The organism is Rhodococcus sp. MT28 (assembly GCF_058792695.1).
Window position 1 is genome coordinate 645,641 of sequence record NZ_JBXAFD010000001.1, and the last position, 23,684, is coordinate 669,324.

The 23,684-nt window shown below is 62.2% G+C and carries 26 protein-coding genes; 17 read left to right on the forward strand and 9 right to left on the reverse strand.

Annotated features, from left to right (window positions below):
• Nucleotides 1-129 precede the first annotated feature (129 nt).
• Together AC1Q6C_RS03065 and AC1Q6C_RS03070 are read left to right on the forward strand one after the other, a co-directional pair.
• Nucleotides 130-1,320: a pyridoxal phosphate-dependent aminotransferase gene (locus AC1Q6C_RS03065; protein ID WP_003939670.1), complete on the forward strand. Its 1,191-nt coding sequence runs from the start codon at nt 130-132 to the stop codon at nt 1,318-1,320.
• Nucleotides 1,317-2,327 (forward strand): AraC family transcriptional regulator, encoded by a 1,011-nt coding sequence (locus AC1Q6C_RS03070; protein WP_003940556.1) that lies wholly within the window; start codon nt 1,317-1,319, stop codon nt 2,325-2,327. Before AC1Q6C_RS03065 ends, AC1Q6C_RS03070 begins: the two co-directional genes overlap by 4 nt.
• Here AC1Q6C_RS03070 and AC1Q6C_RS03075 read toward each other — a convergent pair.
• Nucleotides 2,324-2,749, reverse strand: a complete 426-nt coding sequence (locus tag AC1Q6C_RS03075; protein ID WP_003940409.1) for a VOC family protein — start codon at nt 2,747-2,749, stop codon at nt 2,324-2,326. The two genes, AC1Q6C_RS03070 and AC1Q6C_RS03075, sit on opposite strands and share 4 nt — an antisense overlap.
• Before the next feature lie 57 nt (nt 2,750-2,806).
• Nucleotides 2,807-3,247, reverse strand: a complete 441-nt coding sequence (locus AC1Q6C_RS03080) for an Lrp/AsnC family transcriptional regulator (RefSeq protein ID WP_020970517.1) — start codon at nt 3,245-3,247, stop codon at nt 2,807-2,809.
• Between the two features lie 79 nt (nt 3,248-3,326).
• Here AC1Q6C_RS03080 and AC1Q6C_RS03085 point away from each other — a divergent pair, with 79 nt between their 5' ends.
• The 3 genes from AC1Q6C_RS03085 (at nt 3,327) to nicT (ending at nt 5,672) form a co-directional block, all read left to right on the forward strand.
• A complete protein-coding gene (locus AC1Q6C_RS03085; protein WP_003940360.1) occupies nt 3,327-4,064 on the forward strand; it encodes an AzlC family ABC transporter permease in 738 nt (245 codons plus the stop codon).
• Nucleotides 4,057-4,386 (forward strand): branched-chain amino acid transporter permease, encoded by a 330-nt coding sequence (locus AC1Q6C_RS03090; protein WP_003940007.1) that lies wholly within the window; start codon nt 4,057-4,059, stop codon nt 4,384-4,386. The genes AC1Q6C_RS03085 and AC1Q6C_RS03090 overlap by 8 nt, the downstream gene beginning before the upstream one ends.
• Nucleotides 4,387-4,526: 140 nt before the next feature.
• Nucleotides 4,527-5,672 carry a Nickel transporter NicT gene (nicT, locus tag AC1Q6C_RS03095; RefSeq protein WP_211920778.1) on the forward strand — a complete coding sequence of 382 codons (1,146 nt, stop codon included), beginning with the start codon at nt 4,527-4,529 and terminating at the stop codon, nt 5,670-5,672.
• A 22-nt stretch (nt 5,673-5,694) separates the two neighbouring features.
• On the opposite strand, the gene AC1Q6C_RS03100 is transcribed toward nicT, so the two are convergent.
• Complete coding sequence (locus AC1Q6C_RS03100) at nt 5,695-6,063, reverse strand: hypothetical protein (RefSeq protein ID WP_492666363.1); 369 nt, start codon at nt 6,061-6,063, stop codon at nt 5,695-5,697.
• Nucleotides 6,064-6,199: 136 nt separating this feature from the next.
• Here AC1Q6C_RS03100 and AC1Q6C_RS03105 point away from each other — a divergent pair, with 136 nt between their 5' ends.
• On the forward strand, nt 6,200-6,574 hold the full coding sequence (locus AC1Q6C_RS03105; RefSeq protein WP_050654739.1) for a hypothetical protein: 375 nt from the start codon (nt 6,200-6,202) through the stop codon (nt 6,572-6,574).
• Between the two features lie 53 nt (nt 6,575-6,627).
• Here AC1Q6C_RS03105 and AC1Q6C_RS03110 read toward each other — a convergent pair whose 3' ends face one another.
• Together AC1Q6C_RS03110 and AC1Q6C_RS03115 are read right to left on the reverse strand one after the other, a co-directional pair.
• Nucleotides 6,628-7,179, reverse strand: a complete 552-nt coding sequence (locus tag AC1Q6C_RS03110; protein ID WP_492666364.1) for a hypothetical protein — start codon at nt 7,177-7,179, stop codon at nt 6,628-6,630.
• Complete coding sequence (locus AC1Q6C_RS03115) at nt 7,176-7,967, reverse strand: MerR family transcriptional regulator (RefSeq protein ID WP_270008161.1); 792 nt, start codon at nt 7,965-7,967, stop codon at nt 7,176-7,178. Before AC1Q6C_RS03115 ends, AC1Q6C_RS03110 begins: the two co-directional genes overlap by 4 nt.
• 247 nt (nt 7,968-8,214) lie before the next feature.
• On the opposite strand from AC1Q6C_RS03115, the gene AC1Q6C_RS03120 reads away from it, so the two are divergent.
• Nucleotides 8,215-8,442 (forward strand): hypothetical protein, encoded by a 228-nt coding sequence (locus tag AC1Q6C_RS03120; protein WP_020970523.1) that lies wholly within the window; start codon nt 8,215-8,217, stop codon nt 8,440-8,442.
• 94 nt (nt 8,443-8,536) lie between these two features.
• On the opposite strand, the gene AC1Q6C_RS03125 is transcribed toward AC1Q6C_RS03120, so the two are convergent.
• Nucleotides 8,537-8,953: a DUF7144 family membrane protein gene (locus AC1Q6C_RS03125; protein ID WP_492666365.1), complete on the reverse strand. Its 417-nt coding sequence runs from the start codon at nt 8,951-8,953 to the stop codon at nt 8,537-8,539.
• Between the two features lie 147 nt (nt 8,954-9,100).
• Between AC1Q6C_RS03125 and AC1Q6C_RS03130 the strand changes: the two genes are divergently transcribed.
• Complete coding sequence (locus tag AC1Q6C_RS03130; protein ID WP_007733562.1) at nt 9,101-9,733, forward strand: alpha-ketoglutarate-dependent dioxygenase AlkB; 633 nt, start codon at nt 9,101-9,103, stop codon at nt 9,731-9,733.
• Here AC1Q6C_RS03130 and AC1Q6C_RS03135 read toward each other — a convergent pair.
• Nucleotides 9,726-11,264, reverse strand: a complete 1,539-nt coding sequence (locus AC1Q6C_RS03135; protein ID WP_211920782.1) for a class I adenylate-forming enzyme family protein — start codon at nt 11,262-11,264, stop codon at nt 9,726-9,728. The two genes, AC1Q6C_RS03130 and AC1Q6C_RS03135, sit on opposite strands and share 8 nt — an antisense overlap.
• Entirely contained in the window at nt 11,261-12,088 is an 828-nt protein-coding gene (locus tag AC1Q6C_RS03140; protein ID WP_211920784.1) for a crotonase/enoyl-CoA hydratase family protein, read from the reverse strand. Before AC1Q6C_RS03140 ends, AC1Q6C_RS03135 begins: the two co-directional genes overlap by 4 nt.
• Before the next feature lie 105 nt (nt 12,089-12,193).
• Between AC1Q6C_RS03140 and AC1Q6C_RS03145 the strand changes: the two genes are divergently transcribed.
• Nucleotides 12,194-12,967 (forward strand): hypothetical protein, encoded by a 774-nt coding sequence (locus AC1Q6C_RS03145; protein WP_042451267.1) that lies wholly within the window; start codon nt 12,194-12,196, stop codon nt 12,965-12,967.
• A gap of 22 nt (nt 12,968-12,989) precedes the next feature.
• Here the strand turns inward: AC1Q6C_RS03145 and AC1Q6C_RS03150 are convergent, their stop codons facing one another.
• A complete protein-coding gene (locus AC1Q6C_RS03150) occupies nt 12,990-13,682 on the reverse strand; it encodes an SDR family NAD(P)-dependent oxidoreductase (protein ID WP_042921794.1) in 693 nt (230 codons plus the stop codon).
• Nucleotides 13,683-13,816: 134 nt separating this feature from the next.
• On the opposite strand from AC1Q6C_RS03150, the gene AC1Q6C_RS03155 reads away from it, so the two are divergent.
• From AC1Q6C_RS03155 to AC1Q6C_RS03190, 8 genes are all read left to right on the forward strand, one after another.
• Nucleotides 13,817-14,734 (forward strand): LysR family transcriptional regulator, encoded by a 918-nt coding sequence (locus AC1Q6C_RS03155; RefSeq protein ID WP_020970528.1) that lies wholly within the window; start codon nt 13,817-13,819, stop codon nt 14,732-14,734.
• A gap of 139 nt (nt 14,735-14,873) precedes the next feature.
• Nucleotides 14,874-16,250, forward strand: a complete 1,377-nt coding sequence (locus AC1Q6C_RS03160; protein ID WP_030535326.1) for an MFS transporter — start codon at nt 14,874-14,876, stop codon at nt 16,248-16,250.
• A gap of 63 nt (nt 16,251-16,313) precedes the next feature.
• Nucleotides 16,314-17,195, forward strand: coding sequence for a shikimate dehydrogenase (locus AC1Q6C_RS03165; protein WP_492666366.1), 882 nt, complete (start codon nt 16,314-16,316; stop codon nt 17,193-17,195).
• A 44-nt stretch (nt 17,196-17,239) separates the two neighbouring features.
• Entirely contained in the window at nt 17,240-19,192 is a 1,953-nt protein-coding gene (locus AC1Q6C_RS03170; RefSeq protein ID WP_042451270.1) for an oxidoreductase, read from the forward strand.
• A complete protein-coding gene (locus tag AC1Q6C_RS03175) occupies nt 19,189-20,013 on the forward strand; it encodes an aldo/keto reductase (RefSeq protein ID WP_030535323.1) in 825 nt (274 codons plus the stop codon). The genes AC1Q6C_RS03170 and AC1Q6C_RS03175 overlap by 4 nt, the downstream gene beginning before the upstream one ends.
• Entirely contained in the window at nt 20,013-21,107 is a 1,095-nt protein-coding gene (locus AC1Q6C_RS03180) for a Gfo/Idh/MocA family protein (RefSeq protein ID WP_058037799.1), read from the forward strand. Before AC1Q6C_RS03175 ends, AC1Q6C_RS03180 begins: the two co-directional genes overlap by 1 nt.
• On the forward strand, nt 21,104-22,831 hold the full coding sequence (locus AC1Q6C_RS03185; RefSeq protein ID WP_436382697.1) for an FAD-dependent oxidoreductase: 1,728 nt from the start codon (nt 21,104-21,106) through the stop codon (nt 22,829-22,831). Before AC1Q6C_RS03180 ends, AC1Q6C_RS03185 begins: the two co-directional genes overlap by 4 nt.
• Nucleotides 22,828-23,631: a sugar phosphate isomerase/epimerase family protein gene (locus tag AC1Q6C_RS03190; protein WP_042921750.1), complete on the forward strand. Its 804-nt coding sequence runs from the start codon at nt 22,828-22,830 to the stop codon at nt 23,629-23,631. The genes AC1Q6C_RS03185 and AC1Q6C_RS03190 overlap by 4 nt, the downstream gene beginning before the upstream one ends.
• The last annotated feature ends 53 nt before the right edge of the window (nt 23,632-23,684 follow it).

Here is a 23,684-nt window from a genome sequence, read left to right on the forward strand (position 1 = left end):
CCTCCGTATGTTCTGGGGCACCGGATTCGATGCTCTCTACAGAGTTGGACGATGGCGGCGATTCAAACGTGACAAGCACCGCGTCCGAGCGGATGTGAGGATGCGGTGTCAGCCGACTAAGCTGCAAAGATGCCTTCGACGCCCCGCAACCGCACCGTCTCGCGTCTGCAGCCGTTCGCATCCACGATCTTCGCCGAGATGACAGCGTTGGCCACACTTCACGACGCGGTCAACCTCGGTCAGGGCTTTCCGGATACCGACGGCCCTGCTGCCATGCTCGAGGTAGCGCGCCGAGCCATCGCCGAGGGCGTCAATCAATACCCGCCCGGTCCGGGCATGCCCGTCTTGCGTCAGGCCATCGCGGAGGATCGGCGCATCCGCTACGGACTCGACAGTGATCCCGACTCCGAAGTTCTGGTCACCGTCGGCGCCACCGAGGCGATCAGTGCTGCGATTCTCGGACTGGTCGAGCCCGGCGAAGAAGTAGTGCTGATCGAGCCGTACTACGACTCCTACGCTGCATCCGTCGCGTTGGCAGGCGCTGTACGTCGCACAGTTCCGTTGGTAACCGCGGGAGACGGATTTGCGGTCGATCTCGATGCATTGCGCGGCGCGATCACCGCCAAGACGAAGATGCTGATCGTCAACAGTCCTCACAACCCCACCGGCACCGTATTCACCGATCACGAACTTCGAGCGATCGCCGAACTCGCGTGCGAACGCGACCTGATCGTGTTGAGCGACGAGGTCTACGAGCACTTGGTCTTCGACGGCCTCACCCACACACCGATGGCGTCGCTCCCGGGCATGCGTGAGCGCACCGTCACGGTGTCCAGTGCCGCAAAGACTTTCAATGTCACCGGCTGGAAAACCGGCTGGGCGATCGGCCCGCGCGAACTCATCGACGGAGTCCGTGCCGCCAAGCAGTTCATGTCATTTGTTGCCGGTGCACCGTTCCAACCGGCCGTTGCCTACGCGCTCACCAACGAACAGCCGTGGGTCGTCGAACTTCGACAGAGCTTGCAAGGCAAACGCGACGTGCTCGGTAAAGCTCTGACCGAGGCCGGTTTCACGGTGCATTCCGGTGGCGGCACGTACTTCCTCCTTGCCGACATCAGACCGTTGGGCGAAACCGATGCGGGAGATTTCTGCCGCGCACTGCCCGAGCGGATCGGCGTCGCGGCCGTTCCGGTCGACGTGTTCGCGGACAACCGCGACGATTGGAAGCACCTGGTGCGCTTCGCCTTCTGCAAGCAGGACCACATTCTGTCCGAAGCTGCACGCCGTCTCCACCTGCTCCAAGGAGCAGCGCACCCATGACAGCGCGGACCATCCCGACCGCATTCGTCCACCGCTATCTCGCGTTCTCGCCGGACAACGACGTCGATTTGTCGGGTGCACTGCGCGCTGCCGGGATCGACCTCGAGACACTGTCCGACCCGCGCGCCCGGCTGACCCCGACTCAGGTCACCACGTTCATCCAATCCACGTGGCAGATCACCGACGACGAATTGTTCGGCCTCGGATCCGCCCCGGTCCCCCGTGGCACTTTCCGATTGATCTGCCTGACGTTGATCCATTGCCCTGATCTCGGATCGGCCTTCGCTCGAATGTCCGACGTGATCCGTGCGCTACCGGCTCTGGCCCCACTGTCGATCGAAAAGGGCGAGGAAAGCACTCGGGTGAGTTTCGCTGTCCGAGCTCGCGAAGGCGTCGCCGAACCTGATGTCGCAGAACGTGTCACAACCGATTTCGTCCTGATCTTGCTGCACCGATTTTCCGCATGGTTGATCGGAAAGCGCGTCCGACTTCGGGCGGTCGAATTTCCGTACTCGGCACCGGATGCACGGTTGGCGCAGGACTACGACTACATCTTCGGAGCGCCGGTCACCTTCGGCGCGAAGCGCGCGGCACTGGAATTCGACAACTCGGCCATGCGTGCACCGATCATCCAAACCGAGGAGACGTTGGAGGAGTACCTCCGAGAATCTCCGATTCAGCTCATGTCCGAACGCGATTACGACAGCACTGCGTCGGCGCAGGTGCGACGGGTCCTGGAACTCGGGGTGAAGGGGCGAACCTCCACGGCCGAGGAGATCGCGGAGATGCTCTCGATCAGCGTTCCCCATCTGCGTCGACTGCTGCGGCGTGACGGAACATCACTGAATCAACTGCGAGAGGAAGTGCTCCGCGACGTAGCCATCGCTGGTTTGCGGCGCGGAGAATCCGTCGAAGTACTCTCGGCGCGATTGGGGTTCTCCGAGCCCAGCGCCTTCCGTCGGGCCTTCAAACGATGGACCGGCGACACTCCGAGTTCGTACCGCTAGCTGACGCAGAACTCGTTTCCTTCGGGATCGGTCATCGTGATCCACACGCTCGGCCCCTGCGCTCCCCGGTGCAGGATCGTCGCCCCCACCGTCTCGAGGTGCGCTGCGACATCCTCGCGCTTGTCGCCCACTCGTATGTCGAAATGGAGCCGGTTCTTCACCGTCTTCGATTCCGGAACCAGTTGGAACAGAACGCGGGGACGTTCGGGATGCTCCGGATCGCTGATGGCCGCACCTTCGCGCCAGACGAGGACTCCCTCGAATGTCGTGGTGTCGGATTCCTTGGCGTGACCAGCGGCGACGAGGCCCCTGATGAAGTCTTCGTCGCTGGGCTCCGCTGCCCACCCGAGTGCTGCGGCCCACCACTTCGCCTGTTCGTGCGGATGTGCCGAATCTACTGTGACTTGAAATTCGTATCCCATGTTCCGACGTTAACGCCGACCACCGACACCTAGTGAAGGTTCAGCCGAGCCCGGGCATCAGTCGACACTCTTGATGGTCTTCATGGTGATCAGCGATGTCACCCGCGAGACAGCCGGAAGCCCGCTGAGCTTGGTGACCATGAAGTTCTCGTACGTCGCGAGATCTTTCACCGCGACCCGAATGAAGTAGTCGGGAATTCCGAACAACCGCCGACATTCGATCACTTCGTCGAAGGCGGCGACCTGGGATTCGAAGTCCTCGATGGTGGCCTGGTCGTTGACTCCGATCTCGGCGGTGACGATCACCTGAAATCCTCGACCGAGCGCTTCCTGACTGACGATCGCCCGGTACCCGGTAATGATTCCGTCGGCTTCGAGCTTCTTCACCCGACGCAGGCAAGGGGACGGTGTCAGACCCACCAGATCCGCCAACTCGGTATTGGTCAAACTCGAGTCCTGGCGTAGGTGAAACAAAATTGCGTCATCCATGGCATCCATCGCACTATTATTGCGCACTGTTCAATATGTGGGCATTCTGAGCAATCGATCACCTCGATCTTTGTTATAGATTTGCGTCGTGATCGAACCAGCATCGTCGACGGCCGCACCAGCCGTCGAACTCCCACCGCGAACCCCGGCGTGGCGGCACGCCTTCCAGCTGTCGCTACCGGTTGGATTCGGCCTGCTCCCACTCGGGATCGCACTTGGTGTTCTTGTGGTCCAACAAGGGCTCAGCCCTTGGTGGGCAGTCGCTTTCACCTCGCTGATCTACGCAGGATCGCTGGAGTTTCTCGCGGTCGGAATGGTCGCGGCCATGACACCGCTGCCGTACGTCGCTCTGACCGCACTGCTGGTCAACTTTCGACATGTGTTCTACGCCTTGAGTTTTCCGCTGGAAAAGATTCGCAACCCCTTCGCCCGCTTCTACAGCATGTTCGCGCTGACCGACGAGGCCTATGCGATGTCGGTAACTGCCGATCCCAAGGCACTCACCGGACGCGTCATCGTCTACTCCCAGCTGTACCTGCACGGCTACTGGATCGGTGGCGCGATTCTGGGCGCGACAGCAGGACAGTGGATTCCGGACTCGATCGTCGGCCTCGACTTCGCCCTGACGGCGTTGTTCGTCGTCCTCTCGATCGAAGCGATTCGCGCACAAAACGGATTCGCGGTGCCGGTCGCCGCGGTCACCTGCGCTCTGGTCGCCCGGCTCGCAGCGCCGGACCACATGCTGCCAATTGCGATGGGCGCCTTCGTGCTCTTCCTGATCGGGCGCTTTGTCTACGACTCACGAAAGGCGAAGATCGATGCCTGACACCTCGTACATCTTTGCGGCGGTCGCAGTCATGGCCGTGGTCACCTTCGCGCTGCGCGCAATCCCCTTCGCCGCGCTCATGCCGCTGCGCTCCTCCGCCCTGGTCGGCTACCTCGGCATCTACATGCCGGCAGGCGTCATGTTGATTCTCGTCATGTATTCACTCAAAGGGGTGTCGATCACCGCCCCTTCTCATGGCCTACCCGAACTGATTGCAGTGTGCGCCACGATCGCCGCGCACCTCTGGCGAAAGAATGCCGTCCTGAGCATCGTCGTCGGAACGACGATCTACGTCGCGCTGGTCAATACCGTGTTCGCCTGAGCATTTCCCATCGACGAGCAAAATATCTTTACTCCCGAATGGGCAATTTGTAACCTCCAGGCGCTTATCTGAACAGTTGAACACTTATACGATTTCAGTAGCGTGGCCGCAGGCCGCGACTGAAGGATCGGTGAGGTTCGATGTCCACGACAATGACCACGACAGGCACTCGAATCGCCGGTGCTTGGCACAGTCTGGATCGAGGCCAGCGTCGAAGCATCATCGGGATGACCGTCACCGTCGTAGCGCTCAACGTCGTCGGGTGGGCAGTTCTTCTCGGCCTGGTTGTCCCCGGCCACTACACGATCGAAGGCAGTGTCTTCGGCGTCGGACTCGGCGTAACGGCGTACACGCTCGGCATGCGCCATGCTTTCGACGCCGATCACATCGCCGCTATCGACAACACCACTCGGAAGTTGGTAGCGGACGGCAAGAAACCGATGTCCGTCGGGTTCTGGTTTTCGCTCGGACACTCGACCATCGTCTTCGTACTCGTCGCCCTCTTGGCTTTGGGTGTGCGGCAACTGGCCACCAGCCTTTCCGACGACAACTCCGATCTGGAGAAGTGGACCGGCTTGTTCGGCACCACCATTTCCGGCACGTTCCTGATTTTGATCGGAATCTTGAACCTTGTCTCTCTCATCGGGATTCATCGGGTGTACACGAAGTACAAGGCCGGAACCTTCGACGAGGAACAACTCGAGAAGGAACTCGACAGCCGCGGCGCCTTGAACAAGATTCTGGGCCCGGTGATGAAGATGGTTCGCAAGCCCTGGCACATGTACCCGGTCGGCCTACTGTTCGGATTGGGATTCGACACCGTCACCGAAGTCGGGCTGTTGGTGATCGCCGGCGGCGCGGCGGCGACAGGGCTCCCGTGGTATTCGATCCTCGTTCTGCCGATCCTCTTCTGCGCCGGGATGTCGCTTTTCGACTCGATCGACGGATCGTTCATGAACTTCGCCTACGGTTGGGCATTTGCTCAGCCGGTCCGAAAGATCTACTACAACATGGTGATCACCGGACTCTCGGTGGCAGTGGCACTGCTGATCGGGACCCAGGAAATCATCTCGATTTTCACCGACAAACTCGACATTCACGACGGGTTTATCGGCGCCATCGGGAACTTGGATCTCGGCGCGATGGGCTTCATCATCGTCGGACTCTTTGTCGCCACCTGGCTGATTGCTCTACTCGTGTGGCGGTACGGCCGCATCGAAGAACGGTGGCAGGCTCAGTCCGGTGCAGCAGTAGCGCGACGAGCGACAGCAGACGAAGCGATGTGAGTTCGACTCGGTCTACGCAGAATCATGGGCCACCCGAAAGCGAATAGCTGATGTACGTCTCGCCCCATTTCAGGTACGCGCTCGACGTCGCCTGGCCGCGGATCTGGTCGTTCTGCCACTGGTAGACAGCGCGCCACGGAAATACGGAACTCACTTGTTCCAAGGTGTACTGCTCACGATGGCCCTGCGTGAATCGCTGTTCGAGATCTTCACGAGTGCGCGGCGGGAAATTGCTGATCAGGTAGGTCCGGCCGAGAGACTCGATGCGCCCTGGCGGCGCAAAGACATCAGCGCTGCGATAAGTGAAGGCCAGATACAGGTAGGCCGCCACCACAATCGTTGCCAGCGCTACCGCGCCGATCTTGAATGCACGTCGAAGCAGGGTCGGCATGGCTCACAGTACAATCCAATTCTCCTGTCGAGCACATTCAGTGCGTTTCCCACATTTATCGAAAGACGCATCCCGCGGAGTTGGCGAGATGCAATAGTGGAGTTCGAACGGGGTGAGCCCCGGCTAGGAGAAAACGGTGCGGATACGTCATGCGGTAGTGGGTGTGGCAATCACGGGACTTGTTCTTGCAGTGGCAGGCTGCGGTAGCGGCGACGGCGAAGCTGCCGAAGGACCAGGCATTGCCGTGGCGGCGGAAACCAAGCAAGTTCCCGACCGGGTGACCGTGCATCGACCTGGCCTCATCGACACCAGCATTTCCCCGTTCGACGTGCCTGCATGGCCAGGGCCGCACCCCTCCGAATTCCTCGAGCCCAACCCGCCGTCGGGTGAGAGCGGTGAGATCGCCGGCGACCAAGCTGCGGCAACGTACGCGGCCTCGCTCGACAACCCCGATGCACTATGGAATGTCGGTGGCACGGTGCAGTGGCTGGTTGTCGAGCCGATTCCCTGAAGGTCTTCCATCTAGGTCTCCGCTCTGACCGACTCCAGACGATCTTTGCGAGTTCAGTCCCGCGACAACGCTGCACAGAATTCACCGGGTTGATCGACATGCAACCGCAACCCACCGATCATGGTGGAGCTAGATCCCTTCGACAGCCGTTTCGGGAGCGTGACCGAGACGGGTCGGTCGAAGCCGACATCCACGACAGTGCCGTCGGGCCCCGGTAGAACCAGGCAGTCGCCGACAATCGAGTTTGCGGTCTCACCGAATCTTCGGACCATGCTCACCCGCGAAATCCGTGATCGGTCCACCTCGACACGAACGCCCGTGCCGGAACGAAACACCACCGTTCGAGCGGACACGAGATGCGGGTGCACGACGCGTCCGGCAAGCCAACCGCCAATCGCAATCAGCGACAACACCGTTGCAACGAGCAGCACGACGCGAAGCCACTGCCACGGCACCAGGAAGTGAATCGCCACGGCCTCGATCACACTCGCCGCGACAAATGCCACCGGTATCGACATGGTCCCCTTCGCGTATCCGAAAGTCGCTGTATCACTGGAACCTCCGTCTCTCCTGCCCGTCGAGAGCAACCACAGTGATCGGATCACGCCGTACCGCCTGACATGAGACGTGTTGCGACGCGCGCAACCACTTCACGTTGCGCTGGATCAGGCACCAGATCCGCGATCGCGACCGAAAGGCCGACACCTGCAGAGTCTCCGTCTGAGCACACGTCGCCGAGCACCCCGGCCAGTGATTCCTCCAACTCGCAGGACAGACACGCGATCTCGTCTGCAACGTCGACTACCTCACGCCCAGCCAATGCAGCGAAACGACGGTACAGATCGACAATTCGATTCCGGTCGCCCTCGTCGGACAGCAATCGTGTAGCCGTGGAGAACAGTTCGTGCGGCGCTGCGCCCGAGATCGCCACCAATTCCCACATGTCGCGTTCGCGCTCGAACAAGCGTCGCACCGAACCCGTGGGGGACGACGCGATCAACTCGTCGAACGCCGACAGCAGCTCCATCGGAAGCGGCGAGACCACCCTCCCAGCACCTCGCGCCGACAGCATTTCCTCGAGGCGCACTCGCTGGTCTGCGAGGACGCGCTGCTTCCGGTCTATCTCCGCGATCAGGGAGGAAAGATCTTCGGCGAAGTCGTCCGGTTCTCGTACATCGATCGGCGTCGGTTCGATCATCGCGGCAATGGATCCGAGTGGAATGCCGGCGGCGGAGAGCCATCGAATGCGCATCAGCCTGACCAGATCGGGAAGTTCGTAAGTTCTGTAACCGTTGGACAGTCGTCTCGGCTCGGCCAGCAACCCCAGTCGGTGATAGTGCCGAACGGTCCGCGGAGTGGTGCCTGCCGCACTGGCCACGTCGCTGATTCGCATACGAACAGCATTAACTATGACGCTACGTCATAGTCAAGGCCCGGCATGTCGGGCCTTGAGACATAAGGCCCTGTTCTTCCGTGAGGAGTTTCGCAGACGAATTTCGCGGGTATTGATCACTTGCGGCGGCGATTTCCAGAGCGAGGGGTCAGCCGCGCAAGGTCTGCCCCCGGCTGTCACTCGCCGGGCGGCGGGCCGCCAAAACCAGCGGGCCGCCAGAAACTATCTGTGCCAGGCGATGATTTCGATGCAAACGACACGACTCGACACCATCCTGATTCTGATCGTCGGGACGGCAATCGGACTGAGCGTCTGGCTGGCTACGCAGGAACCATTCGCGTCGATCGGACTCGGAATCGCAACGGTAGTGATCTGCTGGATCTCTTGCTCGATGATCCATGGCTTCCCACACCGATCGACGAAGGACATGCGTCCGCGCGAGAACCAGGATCGCGAGTCACCGAAACGGCGCTGACGCCGCGTAGGGATGAGGCCAACCGTGGAGGCCCGGACACAGCGAAGTGAGTGGTTCACCTACCGCAGGTGAACCACTCACTTCGGTCAGAGGATCACACCTCGTCAGGTCGCCAGGTCGCGACGGCCCAGATCACAGCGACGTCGAGGGCGATGATCACGATCGACCACAGCGGGTAGTACGGCATCCACAGGAAATTCGCCACGATCGAAAGTGCCGCGATGACGAATGCCATCCCGCGGGCCCACGCCATGCCGACGAACAATCCCAGCGACACCGCGATGCCGATGATTCCGAGCACGATGTGGATCCAACCCCATGTCGTGACATCGAATTCGAAGGTGTAATTGACTCCGACGATCAGCAAATCGTTGTCCGCGAGAGCCGCGATGCCCTGCAGCAACGCGACGATTCCCGCGACGAAGAGCAGGCATGCTGCCGCCACCGTGGTCCCGATGGCAAAGCCTTGTCGGACAGGGTGGTTCGCATGAGATCGGTGCGGAGCAGTCATGACATCCCCTTCTTCGGCGAAATAGCGTGAGAACAGTATTCAAAGGTTCACGCCGCCGGACATCACCCAGCAAGGATGAACAGCCGTCCAGCACTGCAATCAAATTTCATGGGAACATATGTTCGATTTCGGTGTACGGTGGAGTCTATGACCGCCACGATGCAACCGTCTCTGTTCGACAACGGTGACCTGGGCGTCTCTTTGGGCGATCTCGAGGGCACGGTGCAGAGACGTATCCTCACAGCCGGCGCATGGGTCGACCATCGCCCGGCCTGGCTGACCGGATCGGAGGCCGTGTTCGACAATCTGGAAGCTACGGTGCCGTGGCGTTCCGAACGGCGTCAGATGTACGACCGCGTTGTCGACGTCCCTCGTCTGGTGTGTTTCTACGCAGAGAATCAACCACTGCCGGACGCACTTCTCACCGAAGCCAAAGACGCGCTGAGCAGTCACTACTTCGACGAACTCGGCGAACCATTCGCCACGTCGGGTCTCTGTTTCTATCGCGACGGTTCCGACAGCGTTGCCTGGCACGGGGACGATACGGGACGAAGTCGCACCGAGGACACGATGGTGGCCATCCTGTCTCTCGGTGCGGCTCGCCCGCTCCTATTGCGCCCTCGTGGGGGCGGCGAATCCATCCGCTTCAATCTCGGACACGGAGATCTACTCGTCATGGGCGGATCCTGCCAACGCACGTGGGAACACTGTGTCCCGAAGAGTGCGCGGGCCCTCGGGCCGAGAATCAGCGTTCAATTCCGCACTCGCGGAGTTAGATAGCGTCGCGGAGTTCGTCTCGCAGCGCCTTCCGATTGAGCTTGCCGACGGCCGTCTTCGGTATGGATTCTGCGAAAACAACCCGACGCGGCTTCTTGTACGACGCCAGTCGCTCGCCGACGTGCGCGACCAATGATGCTTGCAGTACGTCGTTTTCGACGGTCCCGTCCTCGAGCACCACCACAGCCGTGACCGCCTCCACCCACTTGGCGTCGGCGGTACCCACCACGGCGACCTCACGGACAGACGGATGCGTCAGGAGTGCATCCTCGACTTCACGGGGGTAGACGTTGTATCCGCCGCTGATGATCATGTCCGAAGCTCGGTCCTTCAAGAACAAGAATCCTTCGGCGTCGAACTGACCGATGTCACGGGTGTGAACCCAGCCGTCTTCGGTGAAGGTGTCCGCATTCAGTTCCGGTGCATTGAAGTATCCGGCGATCGCCGATGGCGAGCGGATCACGATTTCACCCGGTTCTCCCTGGGGCACTTCGTTTCCCTCGCCGTCGAGCAGCCTGATCTCGACGTCGATGGCCGGCTGACCACAGGACAGCAGGCGATCTTCCGTGTGATCTTCGGGCCGTAAGACTGCAATACACAGCGGTGCCTCGGTCTGCCCGTAGTACTGGAGAAAACGGTGTTGCCCCCACGCCTGCATCGCCCGTTCGATGGTGGCCAGCGGCATCGGCGACGCACCGTAGATCACGGATTTCAGACTCGAGATGTCTGCGCTCGCAAAATCAGGGCGTTCGAGGAGCATCTGAATCATCGTCGGCACCAGATTGATTGCCGTAGCCCGATGCTCGGTTATCGAGTCCAAGAAGGTCGACGGGTCGAAACCGGGGAGGATGACGGTCTTACCGCCACGGAGCCAGAATGGAAGCACGAAGACACCGCTGGCGTGAATCAGTGATGCTGCGTGCAACATCGTGTCGTCCTGAGTCGCCGGAAGCAGATTGAGCAGAACATTGCGGCAGATTCCGGCGTAGCTGCGCTGAGTGTGCTGCGCGGCCTTCAGCGTTCCCGTGGTCCCGGAAGTGAACAGCGTCAGGATCACGTCGTCGGGATCTACCTCGACGTCCGGAGTGGCCGAAGACATGCCCTGTGCTCGATCCAACAGCGAAAGCTGCCCCTCCGCACCTGTTTCCAGCCCGACGAACGTCCGATCCGGGAACCTGGCGGACAGTTCAGCAGCTCGGCCGGCAAGGTCAGTACCGAAAACGACGTGCGAAGTGTCGGTGTCCTCGAGCATTCGTGCGTGCTCGTCGAGCGAGAGTCGCGAGTTGAGCGGAACCCTGTTGATGCCGGCTTTGACACACGCAAAATCGACAGGCACGCTGGCAAGAGAGTTGTTGACCAGCAACGCAACCCGTGCGCCACGCCCGATACCGAGCGCGATGAATGTATGCGCCAATCGGCTGCTGAGTTCGTCCACTTCCGTGAACGTCATCGATCGATCGCCGAAGACGACGGCTGTTCGCGGTCCGTGCTGTCGCGCACCACGGGCGATCAGATCTCGGGTCATGGGCATCATGGTTCAGTTTCCTCGTTCGAATTCGGGTTGTTCTCGAATCGGCCGTGCCGGCCGGCGCCCGCGGCGAACGCAGCAGCGCCGCGCACACCTTCGGCGATGACAATGGGATTTCCTGCGACACCCTCGGCGCGCAGTGCTTCGGCAAGTGGTAGATCAAAAGATCGGTAGGCCGATGCGCGATCCGCGAGCATGCAGAGTTGTGGGAAAGCGGACAACTGGTGCGCAAGCTCCTTGGCTACCTGGAGTGACTGCCCCACTGGAACAACACGATTGGCCAGTCCGAAGGCCAACGCCTCCGAAGCGTCGACCGGGCGACCGGTCAAGATCATGTCGAGCGCTCGCCCCTGCCCGACGATTCGCGGCAGTCGCACGGTCCCACCATCGATGAGAGGAACTCCCCAGCGCCGGCAGAAGACTCCGAACACGGAATCCTCCTCGCAGATCCTCAGGTCCGCGAGCAATGAAAGCTCGAGCCCTCCTGCAACCGCGTATCCGCTGATGGCGGCGATCAATGGCTTGGACAACACCAACCGACTCGGCCCCATCGGGCCGGTGCCGCCGCCTTCCGGATGCAACTCATGCACGCGGGCGGGGTCGGAGACTGCGGTCAAATCCGCACCGGCACAAAATGTGCCGCCCGCGCCCCACAGAATCGCCACCTTCTGACTCTCGTCCGATTCGAACTCCAGGAAGGCATCACGCAACTGCGCCGCCATCGGCCCGTCCACCGCATTCTTGCGATCAGGGCGATTCATCACGATGACGGTGACGCCACCGTCACGCTCCACATAGACATCGCCACCTGGTCGATCGGAGTCGGTCACGATATTTCCTCACTGCTCGCGGATAAGGTTTCCCGGTACCCACCATGCCACTTGTAACAGAATTTGTCAGGAGTTGTTCAAAAGTTGTTACAAACTGATCGAGGAATGTCCGCAACCCGAGTTGTGCTGGACCTCGCAACAGCGAGCCCGGACACCGAGTTCAGCACCGCTGTGCTGACCCGGGCCGGCGAGATCGTCGGCGTCAGCGCATCGAGCATTCGCGTGGCAGCGGGCCGCCTGTGCCGAGAGAACAAACTGCGTCGTACCGCTCGTGGAACGTACGTCCTCAACCCGGACGGTATCCCCACCTACAGCGAAGTGGAGGGGTGGCGAACTCGTACCGATCGCATACGCCCCTGGGACGGCACCTGGATCGCCGTCGAGCACTCGGGGCTCAAACGAAGCGACCGCACTGCCGCCCGCCGGCACGATCAAGCGCTGCGACTGGCGGGTTTCGAGGAGTGGAAGCCCACACTCGCAGTCCGACCGAACAATCTGCTCGGCGGCACGGACAGCGCCCGCCGCACTCTCCACCGACTCGGCGCCGCCCCCGAATCGGCCGTCATGGAAATCGCTCACCTTGCCCCCGAGGATGATTCGACAATCCGCACACTCTGGAACTCCGAAGCGCTGTTGGCCGACATCGCGGAGGCCCGTGAAGCACTCACACAGGCGCAAACACGCCTGGCGACAATCAGTCGCGAGGAGGCGGCCCGCGAATCACTTGCTCTGGGCAGCGCGGTGATCGCGGTCATCGTGCGCAATCCGCTCCTTCCGGAAGAACTCGAACCGACGCAGCCACTGCGTGAACTGATCTCGCACATGCTCGAGTACCAGGACGCATCTCGCGAACTGTGGCAGTCACTGCTCCAGTTCTGATCGATTTCTCCCAGAAGGTAATTCAGTATGTTGCGCGGCCGCCGCTGGCGTCGTACACGGCGCCGGTCGAGTAACTCACCGCCGACGACGACAGCCAGGAGATCAGTTCGGCGATTTCGTCCGCCTTCCCCATCCGTGCCATCGGCGTCAAAGACTGCGAACGGGCGAGGATGGCCGGATCGGTGCCGGCATTCATAGGACTTTCCACGGCCGCCGGAGCTATCGCGTTGACCAGCACACCGGTGGTGGCGACCTCTTTGCCGAGTGATTTCGTCAGCGCGACGACGGCCGCTTTGGACGCGGAATATGCACTCTGATTCGGGTTTCCGTCCTTGGCCGCAATACTTGCGAGGTTGACAACCCTCCCCCACCCCGACGCAACCATCCCCGGCACGAACGCCCGGCACATCAGGAATGTCCCTTCGACGTTGATGCGGAACGTACGCTGCCAAGCCGCGAGGTCGACGTCGACGAGTGGCGCTGATGGTCCTACGATTCCCGCACTGTTGATCAAGATGTCGACTCTGCCGAGCCTGGTTCGAAGCGCATCGACTGCTGTCGGATCACTCACGTCGAGTTGTTCGTCCGCGCCTTCGGCAAGATCTGCCGTTACCACCCGAACTCCCTTCTCCGTCAGCAGCTTTGCACTTGCGGCGCCGATTCCGCTCGCACCGCCCGTAACGAGCGCGGTGACACCCTCTGGGTAACCCTGCATCGCATTCACTCCTGAGTTTCTGTGCGCTTCGCACTCAATTTATGTTGCAAACAGGCATAATTGCCGTCACACTGTGTAGAAATTCTGAATATATGGCGTTTGTTGTCAACGTCAAATACCTGGAGGCCTTGCCGATGGAAACCCGCTGGTTGCACGCGTTTGTCGCGGTTGCGGAAGAACTTCACTTCGGGCGGGCCGCATCACGGCTCCAGATGGCCCAGTCGCCGCTCAGCCAGATGATCCGAAAGCTCGAAAAGGACATCGGCGTCAAGTTGTTCGAACGAAGCACTCGCAGCGTCGCACTCACATCCGGCGGACATGCCTTTCTCCCCCACGCCTATCGCGTCATCGAGAACATGGAGACGGCACGACACGCTACGCGCGCGTCGTCGGGAGGCGTCTACGGACGAGTCACAATCGGGTTCACCGGAGTGCTCAACTATCAAGCACTTCCGCCACTGACACGCGCGTTGCGTCAGCGTTATCCGGAAGTCGAACTGACACTCCTCGGCCGGATCATGACGCGCGACGCGGTCATCCAACTCGAGAGCGGCGCCCTCGATCTCGCCTTCGTCGGACTACCCGTGGAATCCGCATCACTGTCTACCCGGCTGATCCGACGGGAGGCATTCGGCGCTGTGCTTCCGATCGACCATCCCCTCGCAGAGAGAGACGCGATCGACCTCCGCGAATTGGCCGACGACGGATTCGTGACCACCCCGCTCTCGGCCGGCTCGGCCCTCCAGGAAACCGCGATGCGCGCCTGCATGAACGCAGACTTCAGGCCTCGCGTGGTTCAGGAGATCACCGATCCGTACATGATCCTGATGCTCGTTGCCGCCGGCGTCGGTGTAGCGCTGATGACGTCCGGCATGGCTGCTATCACCCCACCTGGCAGTGTGTTCGTCCCACTCACCGGCGAGCCGACGTTCATGAATCACGGAATTGCCTGGTCACCGCGGCACATGACCGATGCGCTCGCCGTCGCATTGGAGACATCCGAGGAAATTCTGCCGACGCCGGAGATTGAGACCAAAAACGTCATTATCTGAGACTCATTTAGTGTTGGACGCGCCATAGTCCTTCGTGGCACTGTCGTCTCAGCCGCCGAAAGGTGAGGGACGTCACCGATGCGTGGTGCATCTCCAAACGTGCCGCCACGGCCGGCCCATCGGGACGAAAGGACTTCACATGGCACCTCCGATCACCTCCACCGGATCCACGAACTCGACCGAGGAACATCCGAATGCGAACGCGCGCCGCGCCGCCGTTTCGGGCTTCCTCGGCAGCACCCTCGAGTACTACGACTTCTTCATCTACGGCTCCGCGGCCGCACTGGTGTTCCCCAAGATCTTCTTCCCCGGCGGCGGATCAACGGCAACCCTGCTCTCGATCAGCACCTTAGGTGTCGCCTACGTCGCCCGCCCGCTCGGCGCGGTGCTTTGGGGTCACCTCGGCGATCGGTACGGACGCAAGAACGCGCTTCTCGCCTGCCTGCTCCTCATGGGTGTTGCGACGGTCATCGTCGGTTGCCTGCCGACCTACGACCAGATCGGTATCGCCGCGCCGATCATTCTCGTCTTGCTTCGCCTACTTCAAGGGCTCTCTGCCGGCGGTGAATCACCCGGCTCTTCCGCACTGACGCTCGAACACGCGCCGGATCACCGTCGTTCGTTCTTCACCTCGTTCACCATGAGCGGGATCATGTTCGGCATCGTCGTCTCCAGCCTGGTATTCATCCCAGTGGCGAGCCTGCCCGACGAAGATCTCTACTCGTGGGGTTGGCGAGTTCCCTTCTGGCTCAGCATCATCGTGACCGTCGTTGCCCTGTGGCTACGTCGCGCCCTGGATGAACCCGAGGTATTCGAAGAACTCAAGGAACAGGACGAGACGGCCGGGATTCCCGTCGTCGAGATGTTCCGCTCGCACTGGCGCACCGTGATCCGTATCAGCATGAGCTCGACCTTCGCGATGATCAACACCATCGTCAACGTCTTCGCTCTGGCGTACGCCGTCGAATCCGGCTTCGAACGCTCCACGATGCTGTGGGCTATCGCGACCGCCAATTTTGTTGCCGTACTGACTCAGCCGCTGTTCGGCATCCTCTCGGATCGCTACGGACGCAAGCCCATCTTCGTCGTCGGCGCGATCGGAGCCGGCCTGATGATCTTCGTCTTCTTCCATTCGATCGGAACCCAAAGCGTCCCCATGGTCTTCGCTTCGGGAATCGTCATGATCGGAATCTTCTACGCGATGCCCAACGGCACGTACCCGGCGTACTTCCCGGAGCAGTTCCCCGCGAAGGTCCGATACACCGGAATGGCCGTCAGCCTCATGCTCGGACTCCTTGTTGCCGGCTTCACACCGGCTATCGCTCAGGCGATTTCAGCCGGAGACAAGAGCAACTGGACACCGGTTGCCTGGATGTGCCTGGGCTTCGCCGTCGTCTCCGCCATCGCGGCAATGACCGGACCGGAAACGTACCGCACGCCCACAGCTGAACTGGGCCAACCGAAGCCGAGCCTGCCAACCAAGCAGGACTCGGAGCTCACCAGCAACAACGCTTGACCGGACCGGCCCCTCGCGCTGAATTGCCGCGAGGGGCCGTCCCCACTTATGCAGGAGAATGTCATGACTACCGAATACACACGTCACCGTATCGGCCTTGTCGGGTCGGGTATCGCCACCTCACTCTCGCCCGCGTTGCACGCACACGAAGCAGCAGCACTCGGACTCGACGATTACAGCTACGAACTGATCGATCTCGAGAACCTGAACATCTCGGTCGAGAATACCGGTGAGGTGGTGCGTGGCGCCGTCGCGGGCGATTTCACCGGACTGAACATCACCCACCCGTGCAAGCAGGTTGTCGTGGACGCGCTCGACGAGCTGTCCGGCAACGCGCGGTTGCTCGGTGCCGTCAACACGGTTGTGGTCGACCACGGCAGTTTGATCGGCCACAACACAGACCACAGCGGATTCCTCACAGCACTGCAGCGCGGTTTGCCCGACGCCGCCTTGGACCGAGTGGTACTCGCAGGCGCTGGCGGGGCGGGTTCCGCCGTGGCGTACGCACTCGCCGCCGCCGGTACCACGGATCTTCGCATCGCAGATATTGATCCCGATCGCGCTGCCGATGTGTGTTCTCGCGTCGCCTCGGCCTTTCCTGCCACGCGCACAACGGCTTTGGCGATCAGTGAGATCGCTGTCAACCTGACTACGTGCGACGGCGTCGTCAACGCATCTCCGATCGGGATGGTCGGCCATCCCGGAACTCCGTTCGACCCCGCGGCGCTCCACGCGGGCTTGTGGGTCGCGGACATCGTCTATCGGCCGATGCGCACCGAATTACTCGACGCTGCAATTACTCTCGGATGTCGAGTCCTCGACGGTGGCCAGATGCTGGTGGCTCAAGCCTCTGACACCTTCACACTCCTGACGGGTGTCGAAGCCGATACGGATCGCATGCGCAGCCATCTGAGCGAGCTGCTCTCCGAGACGGCACGCGCATGAGCACAACCGAACACCTACTTTCTCGCGAAGTACCAGGAGCACTGATGAACGTGACTGCGCCGTTCGCCGAACCTCTCGACATGGGCAGCGTCCGCCTCCGGAACCGGTTCGTGTCCGCCCCGATGGAACGCAACTACTGCGAAGTCGACGGCACCATGACGGACGAGTACATCGCGTACCTCGCCCGCCGCGCCGAAGGTGGTGCTGCACTGATCTTCACCGAAGCGAGCTACGTGCGTGCCGACGGCAAGGGACGCATCCGGCAGATGGGCGTCGACGTCGACGAACGGATTCCCGGCATCAAGAAGATGGCCGACGCGATCCACGCTCACGGCGCCCTCGTCGGAGTCGAACTCAACCACGGTGGACGTACGGCGCAAGGTTCTGTCAGCGGGTTTGTTCCCGTTGCCCCGACACCGATTCCGTGTTTGGTTGTCGGCGGCGAGATGCCAGAACAACTCGACGGCGACGACATCGAGCACATCATCGAATGTTTCGGTGAAGCCGCGGCACGCTGCCAGCAGGCCGGCGTCGACGTCATCTCCCTGCACGGTGGCCACGGGTATCTGATCCACCAGTTCCTCTCCCCTGCTTACAATCACCGCGACGACGAGTGGGCCGACCCCACCTTGTTCGTCAACAAGGTCATCGCCTCCGTCCACGAGCACGCACCGGGAATCACTCTGGGACTCCGATTCTCAGCCTTCGAAGGCATCGACGGCGGACTCGACGCCGAGATGACTCGCGCTCGCATCGGCGCCATCGACACCGACCGACTCGATTTCCTCGACGTCTCGGCCGGCAACTACGAAGCGGGACAGTGGATCATCCAGCCCGGTGAATGGTCGCGCGGTCTCCTCGCGCCGTACTCCGAGCAGTACCAGCGCGACTTCGACATCCCGGTGGGAGTGGCCGGACGCATCACGTCGCCGGAGATCGCTGCGCGGATCATCGAATCCGGGCAGGCGAACTTCGTCAGCATGGCTCGTACGCTGCACGCAGATCCGGACTTCCCGAATCGTGCCATCGACGGTGGCCGGTACCGCCCTTGCATTGCCTGCAACTACTGCATCGACAGCCTGGCCGCCGGCCCCATTCCCTGCTCCGTCAACCCGTGGGTCGGCCGCGAATTGGATCAGCCTACAAAGCCGGCTGATGCCACCGTGCGGGTCGCCGTCATCGGTGCCGGGCCGTCGGGAATGGCCGCTGCCCGCGACCTCGCACTTGCCGGTCACCGCGTCGACCTGTACGACGAGCGACCCAGCCTCGGTGGCGACTTCGCTCTGGCATCGAAGCTTCACGAGTATCCCGAATATGGACGGATCGTGGACTGGTACGCCGCGGAACTGGCTGAACTCGGGGTCCACTGCCACACCTCGACCCGGGTAGATGCTGCTTTGCTCTCCGGTGTCGATTTCGACGCCATAGTTCTTGCCGCCGGCGGCGTCGGCCCCGTGGTCGATCTCCCCGGAGCAGCAACCCGTACCGTTCGCGACGTCCGCGAATTCCTCGTCTCCGGCGATCCAGCTCCTGCCGCTGTCACCATCTTCGGCGCCGACCGTGAGGCTGCGGCCGTCGCCGACGATCTCCTTCAGAAGGGCACCCAGGTCGTGATGATCGGCCCGCAGGAAACCATCGCGCACGACGTCGGACGCCGCGGAAAGATCGTGCTGCTGCCGCGCCTGGCTGCAAGTGAGAACCTCACGACCTACCTCAGCTCGATCGTCACCACAGTCGCCGCTGACCGCGTCACGATTTCGACGGCCGGTGTGCTGAGCGAGGTCGATGCTCCGGGCGAACTGCTGATCTCGCAAGGCGTCGAGCCGCGTTCGGAACTTCTTGCCGAACTCCGTTCACTGGCACCACGACTCGGAGTACATACCGTCGGCGACGCGAGCGGTGACGGCGGGTCCATCCATGCCGCACTCGTGACCGCAGCCGACGTTGCCGTCGCGATCACCGCCGCCGCTGCGGCACGTCAGGAGGTTCACGCATGACCACACAGGCAGCCACACCCGTGGCAACTGCATTGCCGCCCATTGGACTCGGAACCTGGCCCCTGGTCGGTACCGACGCCACGAACTCGGTTCTCTCCGGCATCGAGGCCGGGTACCGCCTCATCGACACCGCCGCGATCTACGGCAACGAGGGCGCCGTCGGTGTGGCGCTGGCGGAATCAGGTGTGCCGCGAGAAGAACTGTTCGTCACCACCAAACTTCGTGGCAACGACCAGGTTTCCGGCGACATTCGGGGCGCCCTCGAGCAGAGTCTGGAACTACTGGGACTCGACCAGCTGGATCTGTTCCTGATCCACTGGCCACTCCCGCGAATCGATCGCTATGTCGCGTCGTTCGAGTCGATGCTGGCCTGCCGCGACGCCGGACTGGTTCGGTACGTGGGTGTGTCGAACTTCCTGGAGCTCCACCTGCGCCGCGTCGTCGCCGAAACCGGCGAGGCACCGGCAGTCAACCAGATTCAGATGGACCCGTCGCTCGCTCGGATCCCGGTTCGCCGCGCAAACGACGAACTTGGCATCTTCACTCAGTCGTGGAGTCCGCTCGGCCGGGGTGACGTGCTCGACAACGCCGTTGTGAGCGAGATCGCCGGTCGAATCGGTTGCACACCAGCTCAAGTGGTCCTCGCTTGGCACGTCGCGCAGGGTGTGGTTCCGGTCGCGCGATCAGCGAACCCGACGCGTCAGGCCGAGAACCTGGCAGCACTCGACGTCACCCTCACCAGCGAGGACATCGAAGCACTGAACAGTCTCGACCGCGGCGAATCTGCGGCGCGGGACGTCGAAGCAGAGGAACATTTCTGATGACGTTGAAAGTCGGAATCGTCGGCTGCGGCAAGATCGCCGGCAACCATGCCCGCGCGCTGCAACAAGTCCCCGGTGTCGAGGTGATCGGCTGCTGCGATCCCGATCTCGGACGCGCCCAGGAGTTCGCGGCAGCGCACGGCATTCCCGCAGCCGTGAGTTCAGTGGAGCAACTTCTCGCCCTCGGACTCGACGCCTGCACCGTTTGCACGCCGCACCCGGTACATGAAGAGGTAGTCGTGGCCGCTGCCGAAGCGGGTGTACATGTTTTGTGCGAGAAGCCCATCGCAGTCGATGTTGCTGCCGCCGACCGCATGATCGAGGCCGCCGACCGCGCCGGTATCACGTTCGGGGTGCTCTTCCAACGCCGATTCTGGCCGGCAGCACGTCGGATCCGCGACGCCATCGACGACGGGCGGATCGGACTACCCATGCTCGGTGAGGCGTCGGTGATCCTGCACCGCCCGTCTAGTTACTACTCGGCCGATGCGTGGCGCGGACGCTGGGACACCGACGGCGGTGGCGTGCTCATGACACAGGCCGTGCACCAGATCGACATGCTGGCCTGGTTCATGGGCGAGGCCGTCTCGGTCAGCGGCTTCATCCGCACCCACACCCACGGTGAGCACATCGAGACCGAAGACAGCGCGTCAGCTGTGATCTCCTTTGCCTCGGGCGGCACCGCCACCGTCACCGCGACTACCGGTGCCAATCACAATCTGGGTAACCGCGTGACGGTGATCGGGCGCACCGGCGCCATTGCCAGCGTCCTCGAATTTCCTGAAGGGCACGAGGGTGTCAACGAAATCTGGACGGTGCCGGGCGAAGTGGAGTTCCAGTCGCCGTACTCCGCCGACATCGACGCCAATCTCAATGTGGGAGCGGTCAATGCGGCACTGACCGATTTCCACACCCTGCAGGTTCAGGACTTCGCCGACGCGGTCCTGACCGGGCGCGAACCCGCCGTCACCGGCCGGGACGCCCGCGCGTCACTTGCCATCATCGCCGCAATCTACGAATCGTCACGAACGGGCAAGGTTGTCGAGCTGACATCGACACCGACCCTCGCAACAACTGCCAAGGAGCAGAAATGAGTAGCAGTACCCCCCTCACCTACGACGTGGTTGTCGTGGGCTCCGGCGCAGGCGGGCTTTCCACAGCAATTGCCGCAGCACATGGCGGCGCGTCCGTCCTCGTCGTCGAGAAGGCCGACACCTGCGGCGGCGCAACGGCCTGGTCGGGCGGGTGGATGTGGACCCCACGCAACATGTTTGCCATCGCCGACGGGGTTGTCGAGGATCGCTCGGCACCGCGGACATATCTGGAAAACCGACTCGGCGACAACTTCGACGCCGCCAAAGTTGATGCTCTTCTCGACGGTGCACCGGAGATGGTCGAGTTCTTCGAACGCAAGACAGCGCTGAAGTTTGTTCCCGGAGCGAAGATCGCCGACATTCACGGTGATACACCGGGAGCCGGCACGGGTCATCGTTCCGTCGGACCGAAACCGGTGAGCTTGCGAAAGCTCGGACCCGACGTCGCGGCGCTGCTACGTCGACAGTTGTACGAGACGTCATTCCTCGGCATGGGCATCATGGCCGGGCCCGACCTGCAGGCATTCCTGCACTCGACTCGATCGCCGAAAGCATTTGTGCACTGTGGTGTTCGGGTGACAAAGCACATGTTCGATCTCGCCACCAAGCGTCGTGGCCAGCAACTCGTCAACGGCACCGCGCTTGTCGGCATGATGCTGCGCTCGGCACTCGATCTGAGCGTCGAGTTTCGGGTGAAGACGTCCGCGACCGCGTTGCAGACCGATGACGACGGCCGCGTTGTCGGCGTCCGCCTCGAAAGTCCGGACGGCGCGTACTCGGTAACTGCCCGACGTGGTGTCGTACTCGCCACCGGCGGCTTCGCCCAGGACATCGACCGACGACGCGAACTGTTCCCGCGCACCCCCACCGGCAACGAGCACTGGTCGCTCACCCCGAAGACAACCACCGGCGACGGCATCACCCTCGGCGAATCCGTGGGCGGCCGACTCGACCGCACCCTCGCCTCCCCCGTCGCGTACTGCCCCGTCTCCATCGTTCGCTACCGCAACGGCAAGGAAGGTGTGTTCCCGCACATCCTCGATCGCGGAAAGCCCGGTGTCATCGGAGTTCTCGCGAACGGCAAGCGGTTTGTCAACGAAGCACTCGGCTATCACGACTACACACTCGCGATGGTCGAGCAGGTTCCCGAGGGCGAAGAGGTGTGCTCGTGGTTGATTGCCGATCAACAGTATGTGCGATACCTCCCGCTGGGCATGGCGAAGCCCTTGCCGATCCCGATCCAGCCGTACCTGCGCTCGGGGTACCTCACGCGTGGGCGCACTCTTCGGGACTTGGCCGAGAAGATCGGCGTCGACCCCGTGCAGTTGGAGAAAACCGTCGCAGCTTTCAATATCGGGGCCGTGGCCGGTGAAGACCCCGAGTTCGGTCGCGGTACAACACCGTTCAACCGAGGTTCCGGAGATGCTTCCAATCCGTGGCCGAACCCGTCGCTCGCGCCCTTGCAGAAGGGTCCGTACTACGCGGTGAAAGTCGTGCCAGGGAGTTTCGGCACCTTCGCCGGACTGGTCACGGACTCGTCGTCGCATGTGCTCGACGACAACGACCGCCCCATCGAGGGGTTGCTCGCCGTCGGCGTCGATCAGGCGAGCGTGATGGGCGGGCACTACCCGTCCGGGGGCATCAACCTCGGACCGGCCATGACATTCGGTTACCTGGCCGGCCGGGAACTGGCCGGAGCCGAGACAGTTGGAGCGCACGCATGACACTCTCACTTGGACTGGCAGCCCTCACAGTGCTCGACACCGCACCGATGCAGCACGTCGCCTTGGCTGAAAAGCACGGCTTCGACACCATCGGTATCCGTCTGATGCCAGCGGCACCAGGTACGACGGCCTACCCTCTGCACGAGGACAAGCAGTCGTTGGACGAGCTGGTGCGTCGACTGGGCGATTCACCGGTCGAGGTATTCGACCTCGAAATCATCCGTCTTGCAGCCGACTTCGACCCCACCGACTACGTTCCGTTGCTCGAAGCGGGCGCACAGCTCGGAGCCAAAGCCGTTCTGGTGGGCGGCGACGACCGCGACCGCGCTCGGCTCACGGACTCCTATGCACGCCTCGCGGAACTGTGCGCGAACTACGGCATCGTCGCTTCCCTCGAGTTCATGCCGTGGACTGCGGTGCCCGATGCACGTGCGGCCATCGAGATCGTCTCGGCGGCAGACGGTCCGGCTCGTAGTGTCCTGGTCGACGCATTGCACACCGACCGCTCGGCGACAACGCTCGAGGATCTTGCGTCCATCCCTCGCGAGTGGTTGCACTACGCCCAGATGTGCGACGGTTCGACCCCCGCTCCCACTGGGGACGCAGAGCTGATCCGTCAGGCCCGCGAGGAGCGTCTGGTGCCCGGCACCGGCGGCATCGCCCTGGCCGACATCTGGTCGACTTTGCCTGCCGGACTGCCGGTCAGCATCGAATTGCCCAACGAGCCGCTGCGTCAGGCCGTCGGCACCGACGCCTGGCTGGAGCGCCTGGTCGAGGCCACGCGAGAAGTGTTGGCCTAGCGGCCCTGTGCGCCTTTTTTGTAGTTGGCGCTACCAAAAAGGCGCACAGGGGC

Excerpts from the sequence above, each read along its gene's own strand:
- AC1Q6C_RS03065 (WP_003939670.1), top strand. The coding sequence starts at position 130 with ATGCCTTCGACGCCCCGCAACCGCACCGTCTCGCGTCTGCAGCCGTTC.
- AC1Q6C_RS03070 (WP_003940556.1), top strand. The coding sequence starts at position 1,317 with ATGACAGCGCGGACCATCCCGACCGCATTCGTCCACCGCTATCTCGCG.
- AC1Q6C_RS03075 (WP_003940409.1), bottom strand. The coding sequence starts at position 2,749 with ATGGGATACGAATTTCAAGTCACAGTAGATTCGGCACATCCGCACGAA.
- AC1Q6C_RS03080 (WP_020970517.1), bottom strand. The coding sequence starts at position 3,247 with ATGGATGCCATGGATGACGCAATTTTGTTTCACCTACGCCAGGACTCG.
- AC1Q6C_RS03090 (WP_003940007.1), top strand. The coding sequence starts at position 4,057 with ATGCCTGACACCTCGTACATCTTTGCGGCGGTCGCAGTCATGGCCGTG.
- nicT (WP_211920778.1), top strand. The coding sequence starts at position 4,527 with ATGTCCACGACAATGACCACGACAGGCACTCGAATCGCCGGTGCTTGG.
- AC1Q6C_RS03100 (WP_492666363.1), bottom strand. The coding sequence starts at position 6,063 with ATGCCGACCCTGCTTCGACGTGCATTCAAGATCGGCGCGGTAGCGCTG.
- AC1Q6C_RS03115 (WP_270008161.1), bottom strand. The coding sequence starts at position 7,967 with ATGCGAATCAGCGACGTGGCCAGTGCGGCAGGCACCACTCCGCGGACC.
- AC1Q6C_RS03120 (WP_020970523.1), top strand. The coding sequence starts at position 8,215 with ATGCAAACGACACGACTCGACACCATCCTGATTCTGATCGTCGGGACG.
- AC1Q6C_RS03125 (WP_492666365.1), bottom strand. The coding sequence starts at position 8,953 with ATGACTGCTCCGCACCGATCTCATGCGAACCACCCTGTCCGACAAGGC.
- AC1Q6C_RS03130 (WP_007733562.1), top strand. The coding sequence starts at position 9,101 with ATGACCGCCACGATGCAACCGTCTCTGTTCGACAACGGTGACCTGGGC.
- AC1Q6C_RS03135 (WP_211920782.1), bottom strand. The coding sequence starts at position 11,264 with ATGATGCCCATGACCCGAGATCTGATCGCCCGTGGTGCGCGACAGCAC.
- AC1Q6C_RS03145 (WP_042451267.1), top strand. The coding sequence starts at position 12,194 with ATGTCCGCAACCCGAGTTGTGCTGGACCTCGCAACAGCGAGCCCGGAC.
- AC1Q6C_RS03150 (WP_042921794.1), bottom strand. The coding sequence starts at position 13,682 with ATGCAGGGTTACCCAGAGGGTGTCACCGCGCTCGTTACGGGCGGTGCG.
- AC1Q6C_RS03155 (WP_020970528.1), top strand. The coding sequence starts at position 13,817 with ATGGAAACCCGCTGGTTGCACGCGTTTGTCGCGGTTGCGGAAGAACTT.
- AC1Q6C_RS03160 (WP_030535326.1), top strand. The coding sequence starts at position 14,874 with ATGGCACCTCCGATCACCTCCACCGGATCCACGAACTCGACCGAGGAA.
- AC1Q6C_RS03165 (WP_492666366.1), top strand. The coding sequence starts at position 16,314 with ATGACTACCGAATACACACGTCACCGTATCGGCCTTGTCGGGTCGGGT.
- AC1Q6C_RS03170 (WP_042451270.1), top strand. The coding sequence starts at position 17,240 with ATGAACGTGACTGCGCCGTTCGCCGAACCTCTCGACATGGGCAGCGTC.
- AC1Q6C_RS03175 (WP_030535323.1), top strand. The coding sequence starts at position 19,189 with ATGACCACACAGGCAGCCACACCCGTGGCAACTGCATTGCCGCCCATT.
- AC1Q6C_RS03180 (WP_058037799.1), top strand. The coding sequence starts at position 20,013 with ATGACGTTGAAAGTCGGAATCGTCGGCTGCGGCAAGATCGCCGGCAAC.
- AC1Q6C_RS03185 (WP_436382697.1), top strand. The coding sequence starts at position 21,104 with ATGAGTAGCAGTACCCCCCTCACCTACGACGTGGTTGTCGTGGGCTCC.
- AC1Q6C_RS03190 (WP_042921750.1), top strand. The coding sequence starts at position 22,828 with ATGACACTCTCACTTGGACTGGCAGCCCTCACAGTGCTCGACACCGCA.